Annotated in this window: 12 protein-coding genes; 2 read left to right on the plus strand and 10 right to left on the minus strand. The window is 44.0% G+C overall.

What is annotated here, in order from left to right:
- Position 1: 1 nt before the first annotated feature.
- Together D829_RS0108400 and D829_RS0108405 are read right to left on the minus strand one after the other, a co-directional pair.
- Entirely contained in the window at positions 2 to 1582 is a 1581-nt protein-coding gene (locus D829_RS0108400) for a histidine-type phosphatase (protein WP_017688428.1), read from the minus strand.
- A gap of 241 nt (positions 1583 to 1823) precedes the next feature.
- Positions 1824 to 2243 (minus strand): DUF3237 domain-containing protein, encoded by a 420-nt coding sequence (locus tag D829_RS0108405; RefSeq protein WP_017688429.1) that lies wholly within the window; start codon positions 2241 to 2243, stop codon positions 1824 to 1826.
- A 137-nt stretch (positions 2244 to 2380) separates the two neighbouring features.
- Between D829_RS0108405 and D829_RS0108410 the strand changes: the two genes are divergently transcribed.
- Together D829_RS0108410 and D829_RS0108415 are read left to right on the plus strand one after the other, a co-directional pair.
- On the plus strand, positions 2381 to 3583 hold the full coding sequence (locus D829_RS0108410) for a tetracycline resistance MFS efflux pump (RefSeq protein ID WP_017688430.1): 1203 nt from the start codon (positions 2381 to 2383) through the stop codon (positions 3581 to 3583).
- Positions 3576 to 4220 (plus strand): TetR/AcrR family transcriptional regulator, encoded by a 645-nt coding sequence (locus D829_RS0108415; protein WP_017688431.1) that lies wholly within the window; start codon positions 3576 to 3578, stop codon positions 4218 to 4220. The genes D829_RS0108410 and D829_RS0108415 overlap by 8 nt, the downstream gene beginning before the upstream one ends.
- A gap of 90 nt (positions 4221 to 4310) precedes the next feature.
- Here the strand turns inward: D829_RS0108415 and D829_RS0108420 are convergent, their stop codons facing one another.
- The 8 genes from D829_RS0108420 to D829_RS0108455 form a co-directional block, all read right to left on the minus strand.
- On the minus strand, positions 4311 to 4496 hold the full coding sequence (locus tag D829_RS0108420) for a hypothetical protein (RefSeq protein WP_017688432.1): 186 nt from the start codon (positions 4494 to 4496) through the stop codon (positions 4311 to 4313).
- A 318-nt stretch (positions 4497 to 4814) separates the two neighbouring features.
- The gene (locus D829_RS0108425; protein WP_017688433.1) at positions 4815 to 5735 is read right to left on the minus strand and encodes a carbohydrate ABC transporter permease; all 921 of its coding nucleotides are present in this window, start codon (positions 5733 to 5735) and stop codon (positions 4815 to 4817) included.
- 15 nt (positions 5736 to 5750) lie between these two features.
- Positions 5751 to 6692 (minus strand): ABC transporter permease subunit, encoded by a 942-nt coding sequence (locus tag D829_RS0108430; RefSeq protein WP_051153902.1) that lies wholly within the window; start codon positions 6690 to 6692, stop codon positions 5751 to 5753.
- A 321-nt stretch (positions 6693 to 7013) separates the two neighbouring features.
- Positions 7014 to 8690: an ABC transporter substrate-binding protein gene (locus D829_RS0108435; RefSeq protein WP_017688435.1), complete on the minus strand. Its 1677-nt coding sequence runs from the start codon at positions 8688 to 8690 to the stop codon at positions 7014 to 7016.
- A gap of 42 nt (positions 8691 to 8732) precedes the next feature.
- Positions 8733 to 10394 carry an ABC transporter substrate-binding protein gene (locus D829_RS0108440; RefSeq protein ID WP_017688436.1) on the minus strand — a complete coding sequence of 554 codons (1662 nt, stop codon included), beginning with the start codon at positions 10392 to 10394 and terminating at the stop codon, positions 8733 to 8735.
- A gap of 121 nt (positions 10395 to 10515) precedes the next feature.
- On the minus strand, positions 10516 to 12255 hold the full coding sequence (locus tag D829_RS0108445) for a sensor histidine kinase (RefSeq protein ID WP_017688437.1): 1740 nt from the start codon (positions 12253 to 12255) through the stop codon (positions 10516 to 10518).
- Positions 12237 to 13823 carry a response regulator gene (locus D829_RS0108450; protein ID WP_017688438.1) on the minus strand — a complete coding sequence of 529 codons (1587 nt, stop codon included), beginning with the start codon at positions 13821 to 13823 and terminating at the stop codon, positions 12237 to 12239. Before D829_RS0108450 ends, D829_RS0108445 begins: the two co-directional genes overlap by 19 nt.
- A gap of 100 nt (positions 13824 to 13923) precedes the next feature.
- A complete protein-coding gene (locus tag D829_RS0108455; RefSeq protein ID WP_017688439.1) occupies positions 13924 to 15906 on the minus strand; it encodes a hypothetical protein in 1983 nt (660 codons plus the stop codon).
- Positions 15907 to 15963 lie beyond the last annotated feature (57 nt).

Below are 15963 nucleotides of genomic sequence, written 5' to 3' on the forward strand. Positions count from 1 at the left end.
ACTAGAATTTCTTCTGTAAAAGTTCGATATTATCTTCTAGGCTGCTGTCCAAGCTTACGCCTACCTTCTGCAGTTTGTTTTGGTAATATGCTTTTACATCTTCCCACTTATAGTATGGATAGGTCTTTGTTTCGATCGGGAAGGCGATCTCTTCTTCATTTCTAAGCATTTTTACGAGAACATCCTTACCATTGGAATACAGAATCCATTGGATATTTGCTGCCATCGGTGAGATAACCGAGCCATTCCAGTTTTGGGTCACGTCCTGTGGTTTGTCGATACTCACATTAGCTCCGGCGATATCCAAGAATGAAGACAGTGGAATGATGGTTTCTGCGTGAGCAAAACGAAATATACCAGCCGTGTCTTTCTGCTGAATGGACTGTTGGGTAGACACGATCAATTCTTTGACCAGAGGTGCAATGATATTCTGCGGCAGATCCGTTGACGTTAAAGATGGACCTTTTTCATAGAAATCATTGATATTGTCAATACTCTCGTACCAATTTAACTGATTAGCCGTGAAATACCGCCCGAATTCGAAGTCACCTTCTCCTTTAATATTCGAAGAGATGATGTACAGTTCATATAGATTAGAAGCAGCCTCGGTTGGGTTGCTGAGCTTCACTTTTCCCTTCTCATCTTTCAGTTCAAACTCTCCAGCGTTCAGCCGTTGATAAAAGTCTTCAGAGAAAAATTGCAGAAGGACCTCTTTTGCATAACGCGTTCCAGTGCTCTGTGTGACATAATCCTCGTATAACTTAACCCAGTCTCCATCTTCTACGTACTCGTTATACTTCGTAGCTAAGTCGTAGGGCCGTAGATAGGGGTCTTTCCCTTCTTCAAAGGCTGAAGCCAGAATGTCTACCTTATTATCTCCCAAGCTTTCCTTTAACCCGTCAATAAACTGATCTCTGCTCTGGGGAGTTCGATCTTTGAAGGTTGCTTGTGCAATCACTTTTTTATCCGATGTAAAAAGTTCTTTGAAATTCTGCCCGACTCTGGCCCCTATTCCTTTCAGTTCTTCTCCACCCGTAGTGGATAACAATCCATAATGATCTTTTTCAACTACCATCAGATTGCCAATTTCCTTCTTCAGCTCTTTGCCCAGATTAGTGATCTGACCGTCCTTTTCAGCGATGTCGAGCAGTTCAAATAACGTCTTGTCGTACTTGGAACTGGATAGATGTCTGGAACCATGTCTCCCTATGTAGTTAATAAATATAGGTTCATATCCATCAGGAGCTTCTGTATAACTTGTTTCCTTAAAAGGATATGGTGTTTTGGTACCGCGGTATCCCTGCTGATCATCCATTTTTTGTCCAACAAACACCGATTGGGTGTTGTTATCCCAGTCTACCTTTTGCCCCAAGGCTTCACCAATCGCTCTTGCAGGTACATAAGTGACCCCATTGTAGAGAAATGATTCGCCTTCCAACCTTTGTCCGTTCACAACCACGTTAGCCGATTGTTCGGACACTTCGATCATGCGTTTGGAGCCTGCGCCATATACGTCAAACACACTTACAGACGTTAAGATGGCAAGTGATGCTACTGAAATCCCGATTTTTTTGATCATCATAATGAATAGTTTTCTCCTTATTCCGCCTGATATGGGTTTATTTTCGCTCATCATACTATAGGTGTGAAGTGTCTGCGCCGTATCCATCCTATGTTAATTAATTGTAAAAGAGTACATATAAATATTGACGTAAAGTCTCATACGACAAAAAAAGTCGCTTATTTAGCGACTCCGAATCAGCATAACAGGCTATCTTGCTCCGATACACATGAACAAAATAGTTATCACATGTCTCGCATTATCATAGCGCCCTATATATTTTTATATCTATCCCTGACTCCGTCGGATGACCTTCTCCAACAAGTGTCTCACGGTTCAAGAAGGATAAGGATTTGCTGTCTGTAATCATTTTGGGGGAAGTACGGAATATAGCAGTTTTCAGCGTTTTATCAATATTTCCGTTATTTTCGATATAAATTTTGCAGGAATGACCTGTGTTGTCGGTTCCTTGGAGCATGTATCTTGCCGATAGAGTATGCGGACCACCATTCTTCCCGATAATCTGCGTATCCACTCCTCCACCCAGCACAATTCCTTCAAAGTACTTTCCGGTTACGCTGCCTGTAAAAGTAATCATAACAACCGAATCATCTTCGCTATTCTGTAAATCAAATGATTTCTCAATGTTCACATGTACCGTAAACAATTCTTCTAATTTCACGTGTTCCCACCTCCATATGGATTCAATTATAACTCTACTCACTAAAAAAAAGATTTACATATTTCCTTCAAATCATTTAAAATGGTTTACACAATGTAAATGTTAACAAGTTGTAAATGAAGGGGTTAATGACGTACATGAGTACATTACCAAAATCAGTTCGCTTTCCACTGTTCATTCTGATGTTAAATCTGTTTATCGCTTTATTGGGGCAAGGGATGCTCATCCCCATATTGCCGGAGTATTTGAAGCTTTTTCATGCGGGAGGCACAGTAGCAGGATTTTTAGTTGCAGCCTTCGGTGCCGCTCAATTCTTCTTTTCACCTCTCGGGGGACAACTGTCTGATCGATTTGGACGTAAAAAGTTGATCATCGCAGGTATGTTTCTGTCTGTCATTTCAGATATCATATTTGCGCTGTCGACGTCATTGCCGTTTCTCTATGTCGCACGGTTTATCGGTGGAATCAGTCTTGGTTTAATGGTCCCTGCGAACCTTGCTTATGTCGCCGATATTACAACGCCAGAGACACGTGCGAAAGGCATGGGATATTTCGGTGCAGCTATGAATTTGGGGATGGTTCTCGGACCTGGTCTGGGCGGTCTCATTGCCGAGATGGGCATTTGCATGCCCTATTTCTTCGCAGCGGGTCTGGGACTAATTGCGGCCCTAATGACGCTGCTATTGCCTGAGACACTTCCCCCGGAGAAAAGAACGGTCTCCATCCGTCTTCAAAAAGAAGATCACTTGGGCAAGAAAATCTGGAGTTCTTTTAAAGTACCGTATTTTAAATACTTGATTGTGCTGCTTGTCATGACCTTTGGCCTCATGAGTTATGAGACGGTATTCGCGCTTTTTGCAGAGCAAAAATACGGATTCGACGCTGCAACAATCTCCATCATTATTACCTTGGGCGCAATTATCGGTATCGTTGTGCAGATCTGGCTTTTGGATTGGTTCGTACAGAGAATCGGTGAAGTTAAGTTGATCCGTCTCTCCTTAATAATCACCCCCATAGCTTTATTATTAATGTTAATTAAGGTCAACCTTGTGTTTCTGTTGTTCGCTTCTGCCTTATTCTTTGCCTTTAATTCGTTTTTGCGTCCTTCGGTCAGCACGTTAATATCCAAGAATGCAGGAGATCGGCAAGGTTATGCATCCGGTCTGAATACTACATTTTCCAGTCTCGGAACGGTGATTGGGCCGCTGATCGCAGGACTATTGTTTGACAAAAACATAAACTCCCCGTATATTTTTGGTGCAATTATGTTGCTCGCTTCTCTCGGGCTGACCTTGAACGCATTTCGTTCGAAGAAAGGACAATTGTATACAAGTGAATGAAAACTGGCATCAACAATTGAGAAATAAACATCGTGATGATTTGATTGCAGCAGGTAAAGAGCTTTTTTTGAAATATGGATTGCTCCAGGTGAAGATTAAGGATGTATGTACGAAAGCTGAACTTAGCAGAGTGACCTTTTATAAACATTTTCAGTCTATGGATGAGCTTCTTCTAGCCATTCAGATGCAACTGATCGAACATTTAACGGATGAGGTTAGCCGTACATCAATGAAGGACATGAACGGGCGAGAACAACTCACGGTTATGTTGAATGCATGGGTGGTTTATGCCCAGGATCATCCAGACTACATCCGGTTTATTCAATTATTTGATATCAACTATGAGATGTATGATTTTAGTCCTGAATTAAGAGAAGAGTATGATAAGTTCAACCAGAACGGGAAAGAAAAACATTTCCTGATGGACGCTTTATCCCAAGGCGTTGTTGACGGCAGTATTAAGAATCCATCTCCTCCGCTGGATCTGGCTCAGTTTATCTTCACAGCGATGATGGGCATGCTCCAGCGTATGGTAACTATTCGTGCTGCTCATGATAATTCATTGGATATGGGGATGACGGAGCAATTTGTGAAGATGCTGCTTCATTTTGTTTGTAGCGAAGAAATCCCCGAGTGATGGCATGGTAGCTGGATCGATAAAACAAAAGTTTGAAATAAAAAACGGATTCCGTATGCTGGAATCCGTTTTTTATTCATATATTAAGTGTTAATCCGTTAGTACAGGCAGCTGTCCTCCAGCTTTCAGTTGACCAAGCAATACTTGGATCCCGGCAGACGTATTTGGCTCCTGCTTTCCATACACAGCAAGCCCTGAGCGCACATTCCGCAAATAGATCATCTCGTATGGGTTACCGAGTGAAAACAGCATGTATCGCTGATTACTCTTGTTCATCGCATGATTGTCTGCTCCACTGCTCGGTGCGCCTTCGATCCGATGATACCGTTATAAGAATGGGTGCTGCTGCCCAATGCCTGTCCGTATCTGTCCATTTTGCGGGGTTCTTACCTTCCTCGATTGCGTATGCCCGTGTAAGGAAGGCCGCAGTCTCTGCGCGGCTAAGCGGTGCGTCCGGACGGAAGGTTCCGTTAGGGAAACCACTTGCAAGTCCATTTTACATGCATTTGTTTCACTACTGTTGTATTCTATGGATGAATAGACGACACTACGGTATAGTTTGTTGCGTTTTCATACTTTATATTCAGGTCATGACTATCCCTTCACGCCACCAATCGTCATGCCCTGTACAAAGTATTTCTGTAAGAACGGATACACCATCAGAATAGGAACACTCGCAATAATGGTCATGGTCGCTCGAATCGAAGTTGGTGTGACCGCCGTTGCATTGCTCTCGGCAGACTGATAAGCATCACTTGCTGATGAAGTCGCTGAGGTCGTCGAAGTTTGCAGAATCTTCATCAATTCGTATTGCAACGTGCTTAATTCTTTATTGGAAGAGTTGTACAGGAATACATCGAACCAGGAATTCCATTGTCCCACAGCTACAAAGAGTGATACGGTTGCCATTGCGGGAATCGTTAGCGGCAGGACAACGCGGATAAATGTTGTGAACTCCCCTGCCCCGTCAATACGGGCTGACTCCAGAATGCCTTCAGGAAGACCTTCAATAAATGAACGGATGACAATCATATTGAAGACTCCAATTACACCCGGAATGATATATACCCAGAAGGAACCGATCAATCCAAGGTCTCGAATCAGCAGATAACCGGGGATCAACCCCCCGCTGAAATACATGGTGAATACAAAAAACATCGTAACAAACTTGCGTAGCACAAATTCCTGACGACTAACCGTATACGCGAGCATGGCTGTACAGAAGACGGACACCACGGTTCCAATGACCGTACGTAGCGCCGAGATCAGAGTTGCATGATAAATATCGGATTCGCCAAAAATGTATTTATAATTGTCCAGTGTCCATACACGAGGCCATAGATATATTCCACCCCGAATGGCATCGTTTGCATTATTGAAGGATACGGCAATCATATTAACAAAGGGATAGATCGTCACAATCATCAGAGATACCATGAAGATAATGTTAATGGTGTCAAACGCTCGATCCCCGGTGCTGCTATTCCGCAAGCGGGATGTGTTTCCTTTTCGCATGGCATAGGCCTCCTTTTAGAATAGTCTGCTCTCTCCCATTTTTTTCGCTATATAGTTTGCGGAGAAAAGGAAGATAAAGCTGACCACAGTTTTGAATATGCCGGCTGCTGTACCTAAGGAAAAGTTCCCCATCCCTAATCCATATTTCAGTACAAAGATGTCGAGATTCTCCGAATAGTCCATATTCATCCCATTACCCAGCAGATATTGTGGTTCGAATCCGGATTCAAGAATACTTCCCATGTTCATGATCAACAAGATCACAATAACCGGTTTCAATCCAGGCAGGGTGATATATAACATCCGTTTGAAGCGGCTGGCTCCATCAATCTCGGCAGCCTCATATTGCGCAGGATCAATTGCCGTAATCGCTGCCAGATAGATAATGGTGTTCCAACCGACATCTTTCCAGACCTCAGTTGCCCCCAGAATACCCCAAAAGTATTCACCCTTCCCCATCCATAGTACCGGACTGTCAATCAGGTGAAGCTTCATCAGCAGCAGATTGATAATTCCGTCTGGTGACAGGACTGTTAATACAATGCTGGAAGCAACAACCCACGAGATAAAGTGAGGCAGATAACTGACGGTTTGCACAAAACGTTTAAATATGACATTTTTCAACTCATTCAACAAGAGGGCCAGTGTAATTGCTGTCACAAATCCCAACACCAGTTTAATGGAACTCATAACGAGTGTATTTCGCAGCACCCGGTAGAAGGTATTGTCCTCAAACAAGATACTAAAATGATGCCAGCCTACCCACTGCTGATCGGAGAAGGACCTCGCCGGTTTGAAATTCTGAAAAGCCATGGTCCATCCCCATAACGGCAGGTACTTGAAGATAAAAGCCCAGATGACAAAAGGAATACACATCCAGGCAAGCGTTCGTTGCTGCACAAGTCGCTTAAAGAACGAGTGTGCTCTGGTTCCCTTCGGACTCGAGGCTGGAGGCATCGAGTTAAGGGAGACATTAGGTTTCTCCACTGTGAACCTGCTCCTTTCCTGTGCTGTTATTCATGCGAGGAGAAGCCGGAGTTTATGCTCTGTCATCTTCTCCTGCGCATGTAACAGTTTGTTTTAAAGAGGTTGTTCAAAAAGTCCGCTTTTGATTACGAAAGACGCCTTGCGGCATCATCAGCATCGAAGATGGAATTCAGCCGAAATGTCCGTTGCTCACGTAGTTTTCCCTACGCTCCGCTACTCCATTTCTAGCTTCATCCCATCTTCTTGGTACTGAAAACCGGTCTTATTGAACACGCACTTAAAGTGTTCGTATTACCATTTTCCTGCTACACGATCCTTCACAACTTTGGTAATGGTCGCTTCATAACCAGCTTTGTCCAATTTGTTCAATTCAGCCATGTAGGCATCCCACAGCTTATCAAAATTCGATGGTGCTCCCAAGATCATTTCCGGTAAGTATTTACGTTGCAGATCATCCGATTTGGTAGTGAAGATCTGTTCAGGTGATCCTTGCTCAAGGGCGATAGACCATGCGGGGAACCATGGCCGCTCTTCCGGTTTGTTAAATAATTCACTGAAAGTTTGGATACCGTAGGCTTGAAGGAACTTCTTGTCTCCCTCGGTGTAAGATGCAGCGGCTACTTCTGGCTGATTGCCAGGGCTATAAGCGTTACCATCGGTAAGTGTAGATTCACCGCCATATCGCGGCCAGTCTGATCCGAAGTAGGTGAACCCGAATTTACGGCTCAGCTCCAGATCATCATGGGCTTTCCGTTGATCCTCGTTCGCAAAATAGAATCTGCCCTTTTCATCCACACTGTACGTCTCGTCCTTGATTCCCCATTGCACCAGAACCTGATTCTCTTCCTTCAGCAAATTATCGAAATATTTGATGATACGAACAGGGTCTTTGGCATTCACCGAGATACCTGTTGCATAGTTGTTGACGAAGCCGGGAGGATCAACATACTGATCCTTAATTCCTTCATCAAACACAATCGGAAGTGGTGCATAACGCTTCTCATCAATGCCTGCCGAGAGCAGGTTTTTCGACGCGTCTCCAACCTGCCAGCCATAATTGAAGTATCCTAGCACACGACCCGAAGTCAGTTTGGCCAAATACTGGTCTTTGTTCATCGTAAAGGATTCCGGATCAAGCATGCCTTGAGCATTGATTTCATTTAACTTCTGAATCCATTTTTTCTGAGCATCTGTTCCGGCGACGACTTTTGCCTCATGGGTAGTCATGTCCACCATGACACTGCCATCGTTCGGATAACCGGCAAGATGCATCGCTGGATTTTGCAGTGTGAAAAAGTTATTAGCCACACCCGCAAGTGACACAAATCCGATCGTCTCTGCACCATCGACAGTTGGATGTTTTTCCTTGTAATCCTGAATCAGATCAAAATATTCATCCAATGTAGTGATCTTGGGATAATCAAACTCTTTGAGCACAGATCGTTGAATCCAGAAAGCTCCTCCGCCCACATTTGGACTACCTGAATACTCACCCTGATTAGCCGTATAAGGCAGAGCATAGATTTTTCCGTCTTCGGCATTTTTCATTTTATCGAAATATGGTCCATACACCCTTTTGATATTAGGACCGTATTCCTCAATTAGATCATCCAGCGGAATATAGGCACCGGCATCCAGTAACTTGGACATCTCACCACTGGAGCTAATGACATCAGGATAGTCTCCACTGGCAATCATGACACCGGCTTTTGTAGCACTATCGCCTACCAGATATTCCAACTTCCAGTCCACACCCGTCTGCTCTTGCAACGCTTTACCGATTGTTGTTTCGCTTGCCAGAACATCCTTCTTGCCTGGAGAGAACATGTAATACGAGAACGTGACTGGACTGTTCTCATCATCACCTGTGGCTGAAGGCGCTGATGACGAACTGTTCTGACTGCACCCAGCCAGCAAAACTGTCAGTACTACAGCTAAACCCGCTGTTCTAAATTTTGGTTTTATCATGTGAATATTCCCCCGTTCCGTGTTTTCTCTTATGGATTACACTCACCATTTGCCAGCTACACGATCCTTAACTGCCTGTGTTATCGTAGCTTCGTATGTTTTCTTGTCCAGTTGATTCAATTGACTCATATATTCATTCCACGTGTTCTCGAAAGTGGAAGGCGAATCCATAATCATTTTGGGTAAATATTTCTTCTGAAGGTCTTCTGCCTTGGTGATGAAAATCTGTTCAGGAGAGCCCTGCTCCAATGCAATGGACCAAGCAGGAGACCAAGGACGCTCATCCGGTGTGCTGAATAATTCTGTAAATGTCTCCACACCATATTTCTCTAACAACAGCTTGTCACCGTCCGTGTAGCTAAAGGTAGCCACTTCTGGTTGATTACCTGCTCCATAGGCGTTGCCATCCTCCAGTACGGAGTTATTGCCGTAACGAGGCCAGCTGTAATTAAAATAGTCAAAGCCGAACTTACGACTTAATTCCGGATCTTCGTGTGCTTTGCGTTGGTCATCATTTTCAAAGTAAAAGCGGCCCTCATCATTCACACTATACGTCTCGTTCTCAACACCCCATTGAACCAGAATCTGGTTTTCTTCCTTGAGCAAATTATCAAAATATTTAATAATTCGCACGGGATCTTTGGCATTTACGGTAATTCCGACACCGTAGTTGTTCACAAAACCTGGCGGGTCCACATACTGGTCTTTGACGCTGTCATCAAATACGACTGGTAGAGATACGTATCGTTTATCGTCAATACCAGCCTTCTTGAGGTTGTTTGTTGCGTCTCCAACCTGCCAGGAGTAACTGAAATAGCCCAGCACCCGACCGGATGTCAACTTGGCGCGATACTGATCCTGGTTCATTGTGAATGATTCTGGATCAAACATCCCCTGTGCGTTAACCTCGCTTAGCTTCTGAATCCATTGTTTCTGATAATCAGATCCGGCTACCAGTTTGGCTTCATGGCTCTGCATATCCACCATCACACTGCCATCGTTTGGATAACCTGCTAGATGCATAGCCGGATTTAGCAGGGTGAAAAAGCTGCCCGATTCACCCGCAAGTGTGGCGAAGCCGATGGTTTCTTTTCCATCGATCTGCGGATGCTTTTGCTTGTATTGCTCAATCAAGTCAAAATATTCGTCCAGCGTTTTGATCTTGGGGTAGTTAAATTCTTTTAACACAGCACGCTGAATATAAAAGCCGGTCTGGAAGTTAGGCTCTGACACATAACCGATGTTGGCAGTGTATGGCAAGAAGTATATCTTTCCATCCTCCTGTCTGAATTTGTCCATATAAGACCCGTATACCCGCTTGATGTTAGGCCCGTATTGATCGATCAGTTCATCCAGCGGGATAAAAGAACCTGCATCCATCAATTTGGCCATTTCACCACTGGAGTCGATGATGTCGGGGTAATCCCCACTCGCAATCATTACACCTGCCTTGGTTGCACCGTCGCCCACCAGATATTCCATCTTCCAGTCAACGCCTGTTTGCTCCTGTAGCTTCTTGCCAATGGTCGTGCTGCTTGCCAGAATGTCCTTCTTGCCACCGCCAAACGTGAAATATTTAAAGGTGACCGGGGTGTTGTCATTACTGTCAGGATAAGAGGCTTCCGGGCTGGCTTTATTACAACCTGCCAGGGTTACAGCCAGTAAAATGGCCAGACCTGTTATAATGTTTTTTTTTCTAAACATGTAGCAAATGCCCCCTTAAAGTATTGTTTGTGTCTTTAAGCCTTCTCAATATATCAAGATAGCGCTTTCAAAGTTACCCATGAAAGTGTACCTCCTACTTTGAAAAGTATATCCCTCGTATTTAGTCGCCTGGCATGGCTGATGGATCAAGTGGGAGCTTAATTTGGATATGCGTACCTTCTCCTTCCCATGTCTGGATGTCGAATGTAAAGTCATTTTTATAACAAAGTTTTAAGCGACTATACGCATTTTTCATGCCAACATGCTCTCCCATATCGGTGTTTTGATCCAGGTAACTTAACAACTCTTCCAATTTTGCTTGTGACATCCCTATACCGTTATCCGTTAGTCTGATATGGAGCTGGTCATTTTCCATTGAAACGAAGAGTTGAATGATGCCTACTCCCGGAGATGACTCAATTCCATGAATACTTGCATTCTCAACAAAGGGAAGGATAACCATCTTGGGGATTCGGTACATCAGTACCGCAGGATCTGCCTCAATGGTATATTGGAGTTTTTCTCCAAAGCGGTATTTTTGAATTTGCAAAAAACTCTCGATGAGTTCCAATTCTTCCTTCACTGTCACATCATTCTGATTCCAACTAATCGACTTGCGAAACATCTTGGCCATGTTATGCACGATTTTGGCAGTCTCTTTCTCGCCTTTGATGAGGCTCCGCATACGTACCGACTCCAGGGTATTAAACAAAAAATGTGGGTTGATCTGACTATGGAGCGCATGAAGCTGTGCTTGCTGCTGCTTTAACTCCAGGTCTTTCTTTTGGATGTCGGCGAGATATACCTCATGAATCAGGTTATGGATCGTCTCGGTCATTCGATTAAATTCCATCGTGAGTTGTCCTATTTCATCTCTTGCATCTTCAGGCGGAATCGTCTGGAAATTCTGTGTTTTTACTTTTTTCATATGTTTCAGAATGCGCACCAGCCTGACATGGATGGTTCTGGACATAGCCGCGATGATAATAGAAGGCAAGACAAAATTAATGCAAGCCAGCCATACGACGAAAGAACGGGACTTCCGCACCTCCTTCAACACAATTTCTTCATCCATCACTCCATGCAGGGACCACCCTTCCAGATAATTAATACCTGTATACGTAATTTCAAAGGGAATCATTTTGTTCGGAAACTGGATCTCGCTGTAACGTTTCCCTATCTGAGCTTCTTCTGCTGTAGGATCATTTGAAAATTGGATGTGTCCCCCCGGATCAAGAAGATACACTTTTCCATCAAATCCGCTGTTGTGAAAATACTGCTTGATCATATCCATATTCAGGTCAATTTTAAGTAACTGCTCTCTCCCCCCAGTGTCCAGATTGTCGAGCCTTTGAACCAGACTTAACATCTGATCCGATGAGATCAATGCCGGATAAGGGGCGGAGTATGCCTGAAATTGAACGTACCAGTTAGAGCTTCGGACCTCGTCAGTTAAACGATCAATATAACCGGAAGATAAAATGGTAGAATTATCGGTATACACTTGATACCAGCGAATTCCCTGATTCATTTGACCGGAGAATTGCCCTTTTAGATAGGAATTATAAGCGTCAATATACTCAAAATGACTTTGAAATGAACGGGAGATGGTGTCATTGAATACAGGGTCAGTATATAACGAATAAGAGAGGCCGACGCCCTGATCAATGGTTACCCGCAGGTCGTTCTTCAGATTGTTCAGTGCCATGCCGGCATCACGAGTTTTCTGACTGCGAATATTGGCGGATGTGACATTGTAGAACACCACATTGGTGACAACGATGGGAATAAACACAGATAAGACATACATGAGCAGTAGCTTATCTCGAAGCTTCATGTAATTCAGGTTCCATCTTGGCATTGTGCACCTCGCTGCTCATTTCCCATAAGGAGATTGCGATACTCTGTAGGCGATAACTTAACAAGTTTCTCAAACTGGGTTACAAAATAGTCCGCATTCTGAAATCCTACACGTGCAGCAACCTCGTACATTCTCAGATCCGTCTGGCGCAATAACTTTTTCGCCTCATGAATACGCAGGTTCAGCAGATAGTCATTGAAATATTGATTGTAGCTTTTGCGGAATAATCGCCCAAGATAAACGGGATTCATATAGAAGAGCGCAGCAATGCTTTTGAGATTGATGTTCTCGGTATAATTTGCATCAATATATCGTTTGATCTTGGTGATATCTCCTTTGGATCGCTCCATCCGCAGATGAGAGACATAGTCCTCTGCTTCCTCCAGCGCGATGAGAAAAGTATTCTTCAATAGTCGTAAATTCCAACCTTCATGACTTTGTTGTGCCAGCTCCTTCAGTTGCTGCAACCCTTCATCATTACCACCCATTTCGTGGACCACAGCGAGAATACCCGTTATATAACGCAATAGAGAACCCGATACAGCTTGAGGAGAAAATCGATTTATATGAAACAATTTGAATTTCTCTTCTACAACCTTGTGATAAGCTGACCTATTTCCCTCTTCCAGGCTCAAAATTAATTGATCCACCTCGTCTTGGTATACATTGAAAACAAACAGCGGTTTGTCCTTGATCTCCGTATAACGTACGACACCACCAGTTTCAGCATATTTATGCTTGGCTGCTTCTTCAGCCGCCATAAGGGATTGTGGGACATCACCAATTTCTTTGACGAGTGTTCCTGCGTAAAGACCGATATCCAGGTTAAACTTTTTGCTCAGTGTTATATGAATATTATGCAGTTTATCCTGTAACGCCGAGCCCCCTTGATGATGATCAGGCCACAACAGTAATAAAGCAAACGTGCCGCGTTGTTGCTCACTGATGAACATTTTGCACAAATTACTCTCCAAAGAATGTACTGCTTCACGTAGCTGTTCAATGGTAATTTTAATTTCATCTAAACCTGTCTGAATTTCAATCAAGCTGATGAGCAGACTTGAGCTACGACTAATCCCGAGCATCTCGGCATATCGATATTCATCCTCCTTCTGTACATGGCCTTTGATCACATCCTCCAGCATGATGTTACTGGCCTGTCCCTCAGCCAAAAGAATATGTTTTCTTTTATTGCAAATCAGATTAGCTGACTTCTGCAACGTCGCTGTCAGTTCTTCATCATCAATAGGCTTCAGGATATAGTCATGAACGCCGTACCTGATTGCCTGCTGTGCATATTTGAAGTCATGATAACCACTGATGATAATGAACACAGGTTCGAGATGTGGCATTTTCTCTACGGCACGTATAAGTTCCAGTCCATCCAGGATTGGCATACGGATATCTGTTATAATCACGTCTGGTTGCAGGCATTCAATCAGATTCAATGCCTCTACACCGTTCTCTGCCTCTCCGATAATCTCCATATTAAGATCAATCCAATTTATGAGTTCATACAGCCCCTTTCGTACATACATCTCGTCATCTACCAGTAATACTTTTAACATCCGTGTGTCCCCTCTCCTCAAACAAAATAAACCGCCGGTAGCATGTCTCCCTATCGGCGGAATCTAATATGGTGACTGTTGTAATTATTGCAAAATAAATTCATTCATGTCGCGCATAATCCCAATAGTCGCCAACGAGGCCTTCAATGATCGATCCACTGGCCCATGGCATCAGGCAAAACCAGGTGCTGGCTGGCGTACCATCCGCATATTTTTCAGTGACCAGTCCTTCCGAATGACAGAAGCGTTCAGACATCCATCCTTTTTTGCCATAGCCGAATTCTTGATCATAACGATTATAGGTCTGACAACCCCATCCGATGGTATCCATCATACGTTGGCGAACATAATTCTCTTCCCGCTGTCCAACATAATACAACAGCTCATCCACTAGATTGCTGGACATGGGGTGAATATGCGGATTAGCTACTGAAGTAACACTTCCCCCGGAACTGGACCAGCCTAATATACTGAGTGGCGGAATCGTAATAGGTGAGTTGTAACAAAATTTGAAGCTGAATTCATAACTGATCGCATCTCTCATGTGATCTAGATACAGCTCGTCACCGGTCAACGCGTGCAGAAACCGAACAGCTTTGATGTAAGCCAGAATACCTTCCGAATCAACTGCCTTGTCCGCATCCAGCGGAGCGCCGTAACATTCCATGTGTTGCACATAGGTGTTGTAATAGTGGGCTTCACTGCGTCTGAGCTCATCCAAAGAAGATTCATCATGGGTTAACCAACAGTGATATGCCTTGGCAGCAAGACACCAGACTCCACTAAAAGCATCATATTCAAGACCTGCTCCGGTCCGCTCTGACAAAATGGTGGGATATTCTCCATCCGTATTTTTCGTGCACTCCAGACGATCAAGTATTTGTTTGACGTAAGCAAGCCAATCATCGTGTCTCACATTTCGAATGCGCTTCTCATAATCGTAGCTTTTCAGAATGTAGAACATCGCTTGAGCTACAAGGTAAGAGGAATGTCCTGGGGTACGCATGCCGTCGAACCACCAGCCTTTAACACTCCATATCCCATCCTGATAGGCGTCATACGGAAGTCCGGATTCGGGATTCATGGCATTCTCGATAATATTGGTAATGCAGGATAACGCCTGCTGTCGCATGGGCTCATTATTCAGTCGCAGTGCGGCCATAAGCATTGGTGCAGCGATGGTCATACCATTTGTCCAACTGATTGAGATAATTTTGTTGTATCGGTAGCCACTGGTTTTAGCAGCATCTTCATATACAAATGTAGAATAATGACAATCCTCCGGAAGCCAGGCATACTCATAGATGGCATTGGACAAATCCGTTACCGTTGTCTGAATGTCACTTCCTTCTCTTGGTTTTTCGTGATACCTCTTATAGATTGTTTCCAGTGCTGGATTGATGCCCAGTTCTGATTCAGACTCGTAGTTATATAGTTCAAGTGTGAGCCCAACCGATTCACCTGCAGCAAGTTCAAAACAGTTTTCTCCAAGGGCAGCTCGCTCGTGGACAAGTCTGGATTTGATAAATAACAACGGAGCATTCTCATATCCCAACGTATATCCGACCGTACCCTTTTCAATAGAACATGTGAATCCCCCATATTGCACAAAGTTTCCTTCCATTCCTGGATACCATTGCTGCTTCTGGCTTCCTGTATTGATCCAGTAGGGACTTGCGCTTAAACCAACAATCCGACCTTCATCATAGATAAGTGCAGCTGGATGAGACAGACGATCACTTCTTACCATCCACCAGGGTGATGAAGGACGAGAAGGACTGCCCTCCCTTAGCCTGGGGAACTCATTTGGAACATTCTGAGGTGCTTCGCCCCGGTTGCGGCCATACATAAATGCAGGCAAAAAAAACCTCGGATTCTGTTTGTCCAACGGCATTTCCACATGAATAACCCCTGTCCAGGCATTCTGGCCCTCGTTATAAATCTGAATGTCGGCTTGCCATGGGTCTTCTGCACTGCCGTTCCCGTTTATTACTTTTACGTCAGCCTTGAGAGCATGCTTGTTCAATGCCGTGTACTCTACGTTGTCCTGCGCTCTACTTCGTGCCGTGAAAATCAGATCCATCTTTTCCTCCAATCGCGTTGTACACACCTGAGTGGAAACGCTTGCAATTATGTATCC

This window comes from Paenibacillus sp. PAMC 26794 (genome assembly GCF_000316035.1).
GTDB lineage: Bacteria > Bacillota > Bacilli > Paenibacillales > Paenibacillaceae > Paenibacillus.

Bases quoted from the DNA above. Each gene is read 5' to 3' on its own strand.
- D829_RS0108400 (WP_017688428.1), bottom strand. From the start codon at position 1,582: ATGATGATCAAAAAAATCGGGATTTCAGTAGCATCACTTGCCATCTTA.
- D829_RS0108410 (WP_017688430.1), top strand. From the start codon at position 2,381: ATGAGTACATTACCAAAATCAGTTCGCTTTCCACTGTTCATTCTGATG.
- D829_RS0108420 (WP_017688432.1), bottom strand. From the start codon at position 4,496: ATGAACAAGAGTAATCAGCGATACATGCTGTTTTCACTCGGTAACCCA.
- D829_RS0108425 (WP_017688433.1), bottom strand. From the start codon at position 5,735: ATGCGAAAAGGAAACACATCCCGCTTGCGGAATAGCAGCACCGGGGAT.
- D829_RS0108430 (WP_051153902.1), bottom strand. From the start codon at position 6,692: ATGCCTCCAGCCTCGAGTCCGAAGGGAACCAGAGCACACTCGTTCTTT.
- D829_RS0108435 (WP_017688435.1), bottom strand. From the start codon at position 8,690: ATGATAAAACCAAAATTTAGAACAGCGGGTTTAGCTGTAGTACTGACA.
- D829_RS0108440 (WP_017688436.1), bottom strand. From the start codon at position 10,394: ATGTTTAGAAAAAAAAACATTATAACAGGTCTGGCCATTTTACTGGCT.
- D829_RS0108445 (WP_017688437.1), bottom strand. From the start codon at position 12,255: ATGCCAAGATGGAACCTGAATTACATGAAGCTTCGAGATAAGCTACTG.
- D829_RS0108450 (WP_017688438.1), bottom strand. From the start codon at position 13,823: ATGTTAAAAGTATTACTGGTAGATGACGAGATGTATGTACGAAAGGGG.
- D829_RS0108455 (WP_017688439.1), bottom strand. From the start codon at position 15,906: ATGGATCTGATTTTCACGGCACGAAGTAGAGCGCAGGACAACGTAGAG.